This window comes from Geodermatophilus maliterrae (assembly GCF_041018925.1).
GTDB lineage: Bacteria > Actinomycetota > Actinomycetes > Mycobacteriales > Geodermatophilaceae > Geodermatophilus > Geodermatophilus maliterrae.
Window position 1 is genome coordinate 1 of record NZ_JBFNXQ010000127.1, and the last position, 13,040, is coordinate 13,040.

The window sequence follows — 13,040 nt, forward strand, 5'->3', positions numbered from 1 at the left end:
GGCCGCCGAGCGCACCAGCCTGCCGACCCCGCCGAGCGCGGCGGGCACGGCGAAGCCCCAGTCCAGCAGCAGCGCGGCCTGGTCGGCGGCGGGCAGCGGCCGGTTCTCGGTGCCCATCACGCTGACCACCAGCCGCCGCCCCTCGCGCTCGGCGGCGGTGACGAAGGTGTGCCGTGCGGCGTCGGTGAAGCCGGTCTTGCCACCCAGCCCACCCGGGTACCCGGCCAGCGGGTTCTTGTTCTGGATCTCGAAGCCGGCCGAGCGCCCCTCGACGCCCGGGACCTGTGCCCTGGTCGTCGTGAGGACCGCGGCGGTGACCGGGTCGGCGACCAGCTCCCGGAAGACCAGCGCCAGGTCGTAGGGCGAGGACGACTGCCCGGCGACGTCGAGTCCCGACGGCGTCCCGGCCACCGTGTCGAAGGCGCCGAGCTCCAGTGCCCGCGCGTTCATCGCCCGCACCGTCGCTGCCGTGCCGCCCGCCACGCGGGCCAGCGCGTTGGCCGCGTCGTTGCCCGACTGCATCACCAGGGCCTGGAACAGCAGCGCCACGGAGTAGCGCCCACCGGCGACCATGCCGACGCGGCTGCCCTCCACCGACTCGTCCTCGACCGTGCCCTCGACCACCAGTCCCGGGTCCAGCCGGTGGACCAGCGTGAGCAGCGTCAGCGTCTTGAGCGTGCTGGCCGGGTAGTAGCGGCCGTGCGGGTCGCGGGCGGCCAGGACGTCCCCGGTGCCGGCGTCGGCGACCAGCCAGCCGGCCGCCGCGACGCCGTCGGGCAGGGGAGGGGCGCCGTCGACGACGGCCGTGCCGCGGGTGTCCAGCCCCTCACCACCGACGGTTACACCACCGGGAGCGGAGCCCTGCGGTGGCCCGCCGGGCAGCGGGGCGGTCGGCGTGGGCGCGGCGGGGTCGGCCGTGGGGCGGGGCGCCTCGCTGCCCGGAGCGGTCGACGGCGCGGCCGCGGCGGGGGAGGCGGTCCCGAGCCCGACGGCGAGCACCAGCGCGCCCAGCAGCGCCCGCACCGGCCGCCGCGCCCCCGGTCCTCGCCCCACGGGCCGGACGCTAACGGGACGGGAGCCGGCCCGGTCGTGCGGGGCGGCAGACCACGGCCCGGCCACGACCGGGTGTCGCTTCGCAACGATCCCATCTCGGTCCGTCGCCCGGGTGGCGGCGCGGCCGCCGTCCGCGGTTAGCGTGCCCGAGTCGTCGCGTCCGGCGCCCGGCCGTGCCGGGTCGCACCCGGACGAGACGGACCAGGACCCCACGGGAGGCACCCCCACCGTTGGCGCGGGTGGCTCCCCCCAGAGAGGAGTGCGTCTTGCGCCGAGCGCGGAAGATGAAGGTCGCGGCCATGCTGCTGGCCGGCAGCATGGCCCTGGCCGCCTGTGCCAGCGACGAGACCGGCGGCGAGAGCGGCGGCAGCGGCGGTGGGGAGGGCGCCAGCGGTGAGCTGCGCATCGGTCTGGCCTTCGACACCGGTGGCCGCGGTGACCGCTCGTTCAACGACGCGGCGGTCGCCGGCCTGGAGGCCGCCGTCGAGGAGAACGGTGGCGACTTCCGGGACCTCAGCCCCAACGCCGACGGCTCCAACCGCGCCGACCTGCTGACGCAGCTGGCCGACGAGGGCTTCAACCCGATCATCGCGGTCGGCTTCGCCTACGGCGAGGTGATCGGCGACGTGGTCGAGCAGTACCCCGACACGCAGTTCGCGATCATCGACTCCTCCGCGGAGGAGGTCGGCGCCGACAACCTCACCGGACTGCTCTTCGCCGAGGAGGAGGGCTCGTTCCTCGCCGGTGTCGCCGCGGCGCTGAAGTCCGAGACCGGCCACGTCGGCTTCGTCGGCGGCGTCGAGTCCCCGCTGATCCAGAAGTTCGAGGCCGGCTACGTCGCCGGCGCGCAGGCGGTCAACCCGCAGATCACCATCGACCGGCAGTACATCTCGCCGGCCGGTGACTTCTCCGGCTTCAACGCCCCCGACCGCGGCCTGCTGGTCGCCCAGGGCATGTACGAGGGCGGCGCGGACATCGTCTACCACGCGGCGGGCGGCTCGGGCCTGGGCGTCTTCCAGGCGGCCGCGGCGGCCGGCGGCCGGGCCATCGGCGTCGACTCCGACCAGTTCCAGACCGTCGACGACCCGGCGCTGCAGGCCGTGATCATGACGTCGATGCTCAAGCGGGTCGACACCGCGGTCTCGGCCTTCATCGACTCCTACGTCGACGGCAGCGTCGAGGGCGGCTCGGACATCGTCTACGACCTGGAGGCCGACGGCGTCGGCCTGTCCACCTCGGGTGGGCAGATCGACGACATCCAGGACCAGATCGACCAGTACCGCCAGCAGATCGTCGACGGAGAGATCGAGGTCCCGACGACCCCGTGACCGCCGCCGGCCCCACGGCCGGCAGATCGAGGTCCGTGCACACGGCGGGCCCGGGGGAGCAACCGTCCCCCGGGCCCGCCGTCGTGAGGGGGCGCGCCGGCGACCCCGCCGTCGTGCAGGATGCCGACGGGCGTCCTGCGGTCCGGGACGCCGCACGGCCCGGTGGCGCGGTCGATCCCGCGGCGCCGGTGCAGCAGAGTGGAACGCGAGCCCGCGCACCCGCGAGCCGCGAGGACAGGGAAGGGCCCACCATGCCCACACCAGGTATGGCCACACCAGGCACCCCGGCCGGCGGTGCGCCACCCGGCCCCGGCGCGGGCGCCGGCACCCGGAGCGGCGGCCCGGACGGCGGGGCCGAGCCCCTGGCCGTCGAGCTGCGCGGCATCACCAAGCGCTTCCCCGGCGTGGTCGCCAACCGCGACATCGAGCTGCGGGTCCGCCGCGGCGAGGTGCACGCGATCGTGGGCGAGAACGGGGCCGGCAAGTCGACGCTGATGAAGACCCTCTACGGCGAGCACCGCCCCGACGAGGGCCAGATCCTGGTGCACGGGCGCGAGGTGTCCTTCCGCAGCCCGGCCGACGCGATCGCCGCGGGGATCGGCATGGTGCACCAGCACTTCATGCTGGCCGACAACTTCACCGTCCTGGAGAACGTCGTGCTGGGCAGCGAGCCCACGCGCGGCGGCCGGCTGGACCGGGCCGAGGCCCGCCGGCGGATCACCGAGATCTCCGAGCGCTACGGCCTGGGCCTGCGTCCCGACGCCCTCGTGGAGGACCTGGGCGTCGGCGACCGGCAGCGGGTCGAGATCGCCAAGGTGCTCTACCGCGACGCCCGCATCCTCATCCTCGACGAGCCGACCGCCGTCCTCGTGCCGCAGGAGGTCGACGAGCTGTTCGGCAACCTCGCCGAGCTCAAGCGCGAGGGCCTGACGGTCCTGTTCATCTCGCACAAGCTCGACGAGGTCCGCCGGGTGGCCGACTCGATCACCGTGATCCGCCGCGGCACCACCGTCGGCACCGCCGACCCCAGGACGACGACCGTGCGCCAGCTCGCCGAGCTCATGGTGGGCACCGAGCTGCCCTCGCCGCAGGTCCGCACCTCCACGGTGCGCGAGGCGCCCGTGCTGCAGCTGCGGGAGCTCACGGTGGCCGCGCCCACCGGCCGCCCGCCGGTCGACGAGGTGAGCCTGACCGTCCGCGAGGGCGAGGTGGTCGGCATCGCCGGCGTCGAGGGCAACGGCCAGGCCGAGCTCGTCGACGCCGTCATGGGGCTGCGCCCGCTGGCCGCCGGCACGGTGCTCCTCGGTGACGACGACATCACCGCGTGGAGCACCCGGGCCCGCCGCGAGGCCGGCCTGGGCTTCATCCCGGAGGACCGGCACCGACAGGGCATGCTGCTCGACGCGCCGCTCTGGGAGAACCGGATCCTGGGTCACCAGACCCGCCCGCCGGCGGTCAAGGGGCCCTTCATCGACCGCCGCGCCGCCCGCACCGACACCGAGCGGATCATGCGCGAGTACGACGTCCGTGCCCCCGGCCCGGACACGCTGGCCGTCGCGCTGTCCGGCGGCAACCAGCAGAAGCTCATCGTCGGCCGGGAGATGAGCGCGCGGCCGCGGCTGCTGCTGGCGGCGCACCCGACCCGCGGGGTCGACGTCGGCGCCCAGGGCGCCATCTGGCGGCTGCTCGAGGACGCCCGCGCGGAGGGGATGGGGATCCTGCTGGTCTCGGCCGACCTCGACGAGCTCATCGGCCTGTCGGACACGCTGCACGTGATGCTGCGCGGCCGGCTGGTGGCCACCCTCGACCCCTCCTCGGTCACGCCCGAGGAGCTCGGCGGGTACATGACCGGGGCGCGGACCACGGCGGGTGCGGCGTGACCGTCCTCCGCCGGGTCGGCCTCGCGCTGCTGGCGCCGGTCCTCGCCGTCGTCGTCGCGGTGGTCATCTCCTCGGCGGTCATGGCCGCCCTGCAGGTGGACCCGCTGCGGGTGTTCGCCGTGATGGTCGACTTCGGCGACACCCCGAGCCAGCAGGTGACCGCGATCGTGGTGGTCCTCAACCGGGCGGTGCCGCTGTTCCTCGCCGGCCTGGCCGTGGCGATCGCCTTCCGCATGGGCCTGTTCAACATCGGCGTCGAGGGCCAGTACCGGCTGGCGACCATCGTCGCCGCCGGCCTCGGGGCCGCGGTCACGCTGCCGGGCCCGCTGCACGTGCTGTTCATCGTGGTCGTGGCGATGGCCGTCGCGTCGATCTGGGCCGGCATCGTCGCCGTGCTCAAGGTGACCCGCGGCGTCAGCGAGGTCATCAGCTCGATCATGCTCAACGTCATCGCGCTGGGCATCGCGTCGTACCTGCTCACCGGGCCGCTGCGGGGCAGCCCCGAGGGTGCGTCGATCATCAGCACCGCCGAGATCCCCGAGTCCGGCTGGATGCCCGCCCTCAACGGCGTCCTCGGCGTCCTGGGCCTGGCGAACCCGCCGCGGCAGCTCTACGGGTTCCTGCTCGTGGCGCTCGTCGTCGGCGTCGTCATCGCGGTGCTGCTGAACCGCACCCGCTTCGGCTTCGACCTGCGGGCGGCGGGCCTGTCGCCGTCGGCGGCCAGCGCCAGCGGCGTCGACGCCCGCGGCATGGTCGTCAAGACGATGCTGCTCTCGGGCGCGGTGGCCGGGCTGGTCGGCATGCCGGACCTGCTCGGCTCCACGCACGCCTACACCACCGACTTCACCTCCGGGCTGGGCTTCCTCGGCATCGCGGTGGCCCTGCTGGGGCGGAACAGGCCGATCGGGATCGCGTTCGGCGCGCTGCTGTTCGCGTTCCTCGACCGGTCCCTGGTGCCGCTGCAGATCCAGGACTTCCCGGCCTCGGTCGTGACGATCATCCAGGGCACGATCGTGCTCGCCGTCGTCGTCGCCAACGAGGTCGCCCGCCGGGTCGCCCTCCGGTCGGCCGAGCGCGGATCCGCGCCGGCCACCGCGGTCGCCGGTGACGGCAGCGCCGGGCCCGGGCAGACCGCCGGCGGGGCCGGCGGCGGCACGGGCACCGGCGCCGGCGTCAGCCCGACGGCGGGTGCCGGACAACGCAGCGACGAGCGGCAGGGGACCGGGGCATGAACGCACCCTCCGACAGCGCTCCACCGGCGCTCTCCGCTCCCGCGGGGGCCCCGGCATGAGCACCGTCACGACCCCTCCCGGAACCGGGACCCCGCCCAGCCGCGGCCCGCTGACCGACCTGCTGACCGGCGGTGGCCGGGCCCGGCGGCTGACCTGGCTGCTGCTGGGCATCGTGCTGCTGTTCTCGGTGGTGCGCGTCATCAGCGGCCAGGAGGCGCTGACCGGCTCCTCGACCATCGCCGCGGCGCTGCTGCTCGCGGTGCCGATCGGCCTGGCCGCGCTCGGCGGCCTGTTCGCCGAGCGCGCGGGCGTGGTCAACATCGGCCTCGACGGGATGATGGTGCTCGGCACCTGGGGTGCCGGGTTCGCCGGCTACCAGTGGGGCTGGGGCGCCGCCGTCGTCGGCGGGCTGGTGTTCGGCGCGGTCGGCGGGCTGCTCCACGCGCTGGCCACGGTGACCTTCGGCGTGGACCACGTCGTCTCCGGGGTGGCGATCAACATCCTCGCCGGTGGCGTCGTGCGGTTCCTCTCCGAGCTGCTCTACACCGACAACCCGGCCGGTGGTGGCGTCACGCAGTCCCCGCCGGTGCAGGGCAACCCGCCGACGTTCTCCGTCCCGGTGGTCTCCTCCGGGCCAGACCTGCTCGGGTCGCTGGAGAGCCGGCACTGGTTCCTCGTCAGCGACCTCGCCGGCATCCTGCGCGGCCTGACCAGCGGCGTCGGCCTGCTGACCCTCATCGCCGTGCTGCTGGTGCCGGCCACGTACCTGCTGCTGTGGCGGACGGCGTTCGGCCTGCGGCTGCGCTCGTGCGGCGAGAACCCGGCCGCCGCCGACTCGCTCGGTGTGCCGGTCTACCGGCTCAAGTACATCGCCGTGGTCGTCTCCGGGGCGCTGGCCGGACTCGGGGGCGTCTTCCTCGTGTTCATCGCCGGGATCTACCGCGAGGGGCAGGTCAACGGCCGCGGCTTCATCGGCCTCGCGGCGCTGATCTTCGGCAACTGGCGGCCCGGCGGGCTGGCCTCGGGCGCCGCCCTGTTCGGCTTCACCGACGCCCTCCAGCTGCGCAGCCGCTCCGCCGTCGTCGCGCTCTTCCTGCTGGTGGCACTGCTGCTCGCGGCCATCGCGGTGGTGCAGGCGGTGCGCGGCCGGCTGGTGCCGGCCGGCATCGCGGCGGTGGTGGCGGCGGCCTCGCTGATCGGCTTCCTCACCGTCGACGAGCTGCCGCCCGGCCTGGTGTCGTTCACGCCGCACCTGACCACGCTGCTGGTGCTGTCGCTGGCCTCCCAGCGCCTGCGCATGCCCAAGGCCAACGGGCTCGTGTACCGACGAGGGGAGCACTAGGTGGCCGAGGGGTCGGCGGGCGGGGACGGCGCGGTCGACTGGGACGCGCTGCGGACGGCGGCCCGGGAGGCCATGACGCACGCCTACGCGCCCTACTCGCGCTTCCCCGTGGGCGTGGCCGGGCTGGTCGACGACGGCCGGGTGGTCACCGGCTGCAACGTCGAGAACGCCAGCTACGGGCTGGGCCTGTGCGCCGAGTGCGGGATGGTCAGCGACCTGGCCCGCACCGGCGGCGGCCGGCTGGTGGCGGTGGCCTGCGTCGGCGGGGACGGGCAGCCGCTCATGCCGTGCGGGCGTTGCCGGCAGCTGCTGTGGGAGCACGGCGGCGCCGACATGCTCATCGAGACCGTCTCGCTGGGGATCGTGCCGATGCGCACGGTGCTGCCGGACGCGTTCGGCCCCGACGACCTGGTCGCGGCCGCGGAGCGGGACGCCTGATGGACGCGATCGACGTCATCCGCACCAAGCGGGACGGCGGGCAGCTCTCGGCCGACCAGATCCGCTGGGTCATCGACGCCTACACCCGCGGTGTGGTGCCCGACGAGCAGGTCAGCGCGCTGCTCATGGCGGTCTTCTTCCGCGGCATGGCGCGCGACGAGCTCGCCGTCTGGACGCAGGCGATGATCGACTCCGGCGAGCGCAAGGACCTCTCGTCGCTGGGCCGGCCGACCGCCGACAAGCACTCCACCGGCGGCGTCGGCGACAAGACCACCCTGCCGCTGGCGCCGCTGGTCGCCGCGTGCGGGGTGGCGGTGCCGCAGCTGTCCGGGCGCGGGCTGGGCCACACCGGCGGCACGCTGGACAAGCTCGAGGCGATCCCGGGCTGGCGGGCCGACGTGCACGAGGAGGCCTACCTGGCGCAGCTGCGCGAGGTGGGCGCGGTCATCTGCGCGGCCGGCAACGACCTGGCGCCGGCGGACAAGAAGCTCTACGCGCTGCGCGACGTCACCGGCACCGTCGAGTCGATCCCGCTGATCGCCAGCTCGATCATGAGCAAGAAGATCGCCGAGGGTGCCGACGCGCTGGTGCTCGACGTCAAGACCGGGTCCGGCGCGTTCATGAAGGACCCCGAGGCCTCGCGCGAGCTGGCCCGCACGATGGTCGGCCTCGGCGAGGCGGCCGGCGTGCACACGGTGGCGCTGGTGACCGCCATGGACCGGCCGCTGGGCCGCGCCGCGGGCAACGCCGTCGAGGTGACCGAGTCGGTGGAGGTGCTCGCCGGCGGTGGCCCGGCCGACGTCGTCGAGCTGACCCTCGCGCTGGCCCGGGAGATGCTGGCCGGCGTGGGTCGCGGCGACGTCGACCCGGCCGAGGCCCTCCGCGACGGTCGCGCCATGGACGTGTGGCGGCGGATGGTCACCGCCCAGGGCGGCGACCCCGACGCGCCGCTGCCGCAGCCGGCCGAGCGGCACGTGGTGACCGCCCCGGCCACGGGCACGCTCACCCGCCTCGACGCCTACGCCCTCGGCGTGGCCGCCTGGCGGCTCGGTGCGGGGCGGGCGCGCAAGGAGGACCCGGTCTCGGCCGCCGCGGGCGTCACGTGGACCGCCGCGGTGGGGGAGCAGGTGGTCGCCGGGCAGCCGCTGCTGGAGCTGCACACCGACGACGCTGCCCGCATCCCGCGGGCGTTGGAGGCGCTGGAGGGCGCGGTCGGCGTCGACACCGGCGAGGAGCCGCTGCCGCTGCTGCTGGACCGCATCACGGCGTGATGAAGGGCCCTCCTGCCCCCCACCGCTCGCAGGCTCGCGGCGGGCCCCTGCAGGAGGGCCGCCGCGGAGGGGGGCACCGGACGCCTGCTCCGACGGTGGAGACTGTTCTCCCGTGACCCGTACGTCCGCGCCCGTGGTGGGCGACAGCCGGCCGCAGCCCGGCGACCCGCTGGACCCGGACGCCGCCATCTCCGTCCGCGGCCTGGTGAAGCGCTACGGCGATCGCACCGCCGTGGACGGGCTGGACCTCGACATCCGCCGCGGGGAGATCTTCGCGCTGCTCGGGCCGAACGGCGCCGGCAAGACGACGACGGTCGAGGTGCTCGAGGGACACCGCGAGCGGGACGGCGGCGAGGTGCGGGTGCTCGGCGTCGACCCGGCCCGGGGCGGGCGCCGCTGGAAGGCCGAGCTCGGCATCGTGCTGCAGTCGGGCGCGGGGGACAGCCAGCTGTCGGTGCGCGAGCTGCTGGCGGCCCGGGCGTCGTACTACGCCGACCCCCGCGACCCGGCGGAGGTGCTGGAGCTGGTCGGGCTCACCGAGAAGGCGGGGGCCCGCGGGCGCACGCTGTCCGGCGGGCAGCGGCGCCGTCTCGACGTGGCGCTCGGCATCGTCGGCCGGCCGCGGCTGCTGTTCCTCGACGAGCCCACGACCGGCTTCGACCCCGAGGCGCGGCGGCAGTTCTGGGCGCTGATCCGCTCGCTGCGCGACCTCGGCACCACGATGCTGCTCACCACGCACTACCTCGACGAGGCCGAGACGCTGGCCGACCGGGTCGGCGTCCTGGCGCACGGGCGACTGGCCGAGGTCGCCGTCCCCACGGCGCTGGGCGGGCGCGGCTCGGCACCCGCCGTCGTCAGCTGGACCGAGGACGGCGTCCGGCGCCGGGCCGAGACGACGACGCCGACGGCGTTCGTCCGCGACCTCGCCACCCGCTTCCCCGGCGAGGTGCCCGACCTGGCGGTCGCCCGGCCCACGCTCGAGGACGTCTACCTGAAGATGATCGGGGACCGGTCGTGACCACCCCCGCGCTGCCCTCGCTGGCCCGCGTCTACGGCACCCGTGCGCGGGTGGAGCTCAAGGAGTTCTTCCGCCAGCGCGAGTCGGTGGTGTTCACCCTCGCCTTCCCGGTGATCCTGCTGCTGGCCCTGGGCGCGGCGCTCGACTACGACCTGGGCCCGGGCGTCGACTTCCCGCAGTACTTCATGGCCGGGGTGGTCACCGCGGGGATCGTCGGCGCGAGCCTGCAGAACATGGCGATCCACATCGCCGGCGAGCGCTCGGACGGCACGCTCAAGAGCCTGCGCGGCACGCCGATGCCGGCCAGCGCCTACTTCGCCGGCAAGGTCGTGCAGGTCCTCGCCGTGGCGCTGGCGACCATCGTGCTGCTGCTGGCCGTCGGCGTCCTCGTGTACGGGATCGACCTGCCCTCGGGCGCGGACTGGCTGACCTTCGCCTGGGTGGCGGTGCTGGGCGCCGCGGCGTGCACGTTGCTCGGCATCGCCGTCTCCACGCTGGCCCGCAACGGCCGGTCGGCGTCGGCCACGGTGACCCCGATCGCGCTGGTGCTCGAGTTCGTCTCCGGCGTCTTCCTGCCCTTCGACCGGGTGCCGGGCTGGCTGCAGGACGTCGCGTCGGTGTTCCCCGTGAAGTGGCTGGCGCAGGGCCTGCGGTCGGTGTTCCTGCCCGACGCGCTGGCCGCGCAGGAGCCGGCCGGGTCGTGGGAGCTCGGCCGGGTGGCGCTGGTGCTCGGCGCCTGGTGCCTCGCCGGCCTCGTGCTCTGCGTGCTGACCTTCCGCTGGCAGGACCGGGAGGGCTGAGGTCGGGGAGGTGGCCGGAGGCCTCCGGCCCCGCGCCGCGACCACGGAGCCCTTCCGGGCCCGCTGGTCCGGTAGGACGACAATGTCCCGGTGCCCGCACCGCTCGACGCCGACTCAATCCGCCGCGCCCCCAAGGTCCTGCTGCACGACCACCTCGACGGCGGGCTGCGGCCGCAGACGGTGCTCGAGCTCGCCGAGGAGGCCGGTTACCGCGACCTCCCCGCCGGCGACGCCGGAGAGCTGGGCCGCTGGTTCCGGCGGGCCGCCGACTCGGGCTCGCTCGTGCGCTACCTGGAGACGTTCGCGCACACGGTGGGCGTCATGCAGCGGCCCGAGGCGGTGCGCCGGGTGGCCCGGGAGTGCGCGCTCGACCTCGCCGCCGACGGTGTCGTGTACGCCGAGGTGCGGATGGCCCCGGAGCTGCTGACCGCGGGCGGCACACCCATCGAGGAGGCGGTCGAGGCCATCCTCGACGGCTTCGCGGCGGGCAGCGCCGAGGCCGCCGAGGCGGGGACGCCGATCACCGTCGGCGCGTTGCTGTGCGCCATGCGGCAGGCCGACCGCTGGGAGGAGGTCGCGGGGCTCGTCGTCCGGTACCGGGACGCCGGCGTCGTCGGCTTCGACCTGGCCGGACCCGAGATCGGCTTCCCGCCCGACCGGCTCCCGGAGGCCGTCGCGCTGCTCGACCGGGCCGGGGCGCACCGCACCGTCCACGCCGGGGAGGCGGCCGGCGTCGACAGCATCCGCGCGGCCCTGGACGGCGCCCGCGCGGAGCGGCTGGGACACGGCGTGCGGATCGCCGACGAGGTGCCGGACGACGGCCCGCTCGGCCCGCTGGCGCAGCGGGTCCTCGACGAGCAGGTGCCGCTGGAGGCCGCGCCGTCGTCGAACGTGCAGACCGGTGCCTACCCGTCCCTGGCCGCCCACCCGGTCGGCCGACTGCACCGCCTGGGCTTCGCGGTCACCATCAACACCGACAACCGGCTGATGAGCGACGTCTCGGTGACCAGCGAGCTGGCCGCCGTCGCCGCCACCTGCGGCTGGGGCTGGGACGACGTGCAGACGGTGACCGAGCGCGCACTGGCCGCGGCGTTCGCCGACGAGGACGAGCGGACGCGGCTGCTCACCGAGGTGGTCCGGCCGGGGTTCGCGGCCCTGCGCCGGCCGCGGTGACCACGGCCACCGCGCTCGCCGGAATCCCCGGCTGATCACCGCTGCTACCTTTGAGGTACCGGCACTCGCCGGTCATCCTCCCGGACGGTCCGTCCGGGCATGAGCGCATCCGTGCAGATCCGCCGCGTCCCCGGACGCCCGCGATCGCCAGTGAGGACGCCGACGACGGCGCCCGCGCACCACCACGGGACGCGCCCGAGCCGTATCGGAGTCCCACACCCGCATGTCCTCGTTCGACCCCGTCGACGTCGTCGACACCCAGATCGACATCCCGAACGACCTCGAGAACGCCGCCGAGAACGTCTTCGAGCCGGCCGCCGAGCCGACCGGTCCCACCTTCGCCACGCTGGGCCTGCCCCAGCAGCTGGTGACCGCCCTCGAGCGGCGGGACATCCGCCGCCCGTTCGCCATCCAGACCTCCGCCCTCCCCGACGCCCTCGCCGGGCGCGACGTGCTGGGCAAGGCCGCCACCGGCTCGGGCAAGACGCTGGCCTTCGGCCTGCCGCTGCTCGCCCGCCTGGGCGCCGACCCCCGCCGCGGCCGCCGCTCCCCGCGCGGGCTCGTGCTCGTGCCCACCCGCGAGCTGGCCCAGCAGGTGCACGACGCCCTCGCCCCCCTCGGGCAGGCCGTCGGCGTGCAGCTGGCCACCGTCTACGGCGGCGCCTCGATGTACCGCCAGATCCAGCAGCTGCGCCGCGGCGTCGACGTCCTCATCGCCACCCCGGGGCGGCTGCAGGACCTCATCGCCCAGGGCGAGGCCGCCCTCGACGAGGTCGAGGTGACCGTCATCGACGAGGCCGACTTCATGTCCGACCTCGGCTTCCTGCCCGTCGTGCAGGAGCTGCTCGACCAGACCCGCACCGACGCCCAGCGGCTGCTGTTCTCGGCCACGCTGGACGGTGAGGTCGACACGCTGGTCCGCCGCTACCTGACCGACCCCGCCCGGCACGAGGTCGTGCGCCCCGGCGGCGAGGCCCCGCCGGCCGAGCACCTGGCCTACAGCGTCGCCTTCCGCGACAAGGTGCCGCTCACCCAGGAGCTCGCCGCCCGGCCGGGCCGGACGCTCGTCTTCGCCCGCACCCAGCTCGGCGTCGACCGGCTGACCGAGAACCTGCAGGCGGTCGGCATCAAGGCCGAGGCCATCCACGGCGGGCTCCCGCAGTCGGCGCGTCGCCGCGCGCTGGAGGCGTTCACCGACGCGCGCAGCCCGGTGCTGGTCGCCACCGACGTCGCCGCCCGCGGCATCCACGTCGACGACGTCTCGCTGGTGCTGCACTACGACCCGCCGGCCGACCACAAGACCTACCTGCACCGCTCGGGCCGCACCGCCCGGGCCGGCGCCGGTGGTGTCGTGGTCTCGCTGCTGCTGCCCGACCAGGTCGGCCAGGCCAAGCGGCGGTTCCGCCAGGCCAAGGTCGACCCCGCGGTCAGCCGCGTCCGCCCCGGCGACGCCCCGATCGCCGAGCTCGTCGCCACCGGCGTGCCGGTGGAGCCGGTCGAGCGGC

11 protein-coding genes are annotated in these 13,040 nt (G+C 75.2%); 10 read left to right on the plus strand and 1 reads right to left on the minus strand.

Annotated features, from left to right (window positions below; genetic code table 11):
• Positions 1 to 1,053 (minus strand): D-alanyl-D-alanine carboxypeptidase family protein (locus ABQ292_RS23950; protein ID WP_369210218.1); only part of this gene is annotated, 1,053 nt, incomplete at its 3' end.
• Positions 1,054 to 1,319: 266 nt separating this feature from the next.
• Here ABQ292_RS23950 and ABQ292_RS23955 point away from each other — a divergent pair.
• From ABQ292_RS23955 to ABQ292_RS24000, 10 genes are all read left to right on the plus strand, one after another.
• Positions 1,320 to 2,381, plus strand: coding sequence for a BMP family lipoprotein (locus ABQ292_RS23955; RefSeq protein ID WP_369210219.1), 1,062 nt, complete (start codon positions 1,320 to 1,322; stop codon positions 2,379 to 2,381).
• A gap of 251 nt (positions 2,382 to 2,632) precedes the next feature.
• Positions 2,633 to 4,261, plus strand: coding sequence for an ABC transporter ATP-binding protein (locus tag ABQ292_RS23960; protein ID WP_369210220.1), 1,629 nt, complete (start codon positions 2,633 to 2,635; stop codon positions 4,259 to 4,261).
• The gene (locus tag ABQ292_RS23965; RefSeq protein WP_369210221.1) at positions 4,258 to 5,493 is read left to right on the plus strand and encodes an ABC transporter permease; all 1,236 of its coding nucleotides are present in this window, start codon (positions 4,258 to 4,260) and stop codon (positions 5,491 to 5,493) included. Before ABQ292_RS23960 ends, ABQ292_RS23965 begins: the two co-directional genes overlap by 4 nt.
• A 55-nt stretch (positions 5,494 to 5,548) precedes the next feature.
• Positions 5,549 to 6,835, plus strand: coding sequence for an ABC transporter permease (locus ABQ292_RS23970; RefSeq protein WP_369210222.1), 1,287 nt, complete (start codon positions 5,549 to 5,551; stop codon positions 6,833 to 6,835).
• Positions 6,836 to 7,273, plus strand: a complete 438-nt coding sequence (locus ABQ292_RS23975; protein WP_369210223.1) for a cytidine deaminase — start codon at positions 6,836 to 6,838, stop codon at positions 7,271 to 7,273.
• The gene (locus tag ABQ292_RS23980; RefSeq protein ID WP_369210224.1) at positions 7,273 to 8,544 is read left to right on the plus strand and encodes a thymidine phosphorylase; all 1,272 of its coding nucleotides are present in this window, start codon (positions 7,273 to 7,275) and stop codon (positions 8,542 to 8,544) included. The genes ABQ292_RS23975 and ABQ292_RS23980 overlap by 1 nt, the downstream gene beginning before the upstream one ends.
• Before the next feature lie 112 nt (positions 8,545 to 8,656).
• Positions 8,657 to 9,562, plus strand: a complete 906-nt coding sequence (locus ABQ292_RS23985) for an ABC transporter ATP-binding protein (protein WP_369210225.1) — start codon at positions 8,657 to 8,659, stop codon at positions 9,560 to 9,562.
• Positions 9,559 to 10,362 (plus strand): ABC transporter permease, encoded by an 804-nt coding sequence (locus tag ABQ292_RS23990; protein ID WP_369210226.1) that lies wholly within the window; start codon positions 9,559 to 9,561, stop codon positions 10,360 to 10,362. Before ABQ292_RS23985 ends, ABQ292_RS23990 begins: the two co-directional genes overlap by 4 nt.
• A gap of 90 nt (positions 10,363 to 10,452) precedes the next feature.
• The gene (locus ABQ292_RS23995) at positions 10,453 to 11,535 is read left to right on the plus strand and encodes an adenosine deaminase (RefSeq protein ID WP_369210227.1); all 1,083 of its coding nucleotides are present in this window, start codon (positions 10,453 to 10,455) and stop codon (positions 11,533 to 11,535) included.
• 223 nt (positions 11,536 to 11,758) lie between these two features.
• The coding region (locus ABQ292_RS24000) for a DEAD/DEAH box helicase (protein WP_369210228.1) at positions 11,759 to 13,040 on the plus strand (1,282 nt) is incomplete at its 3' end.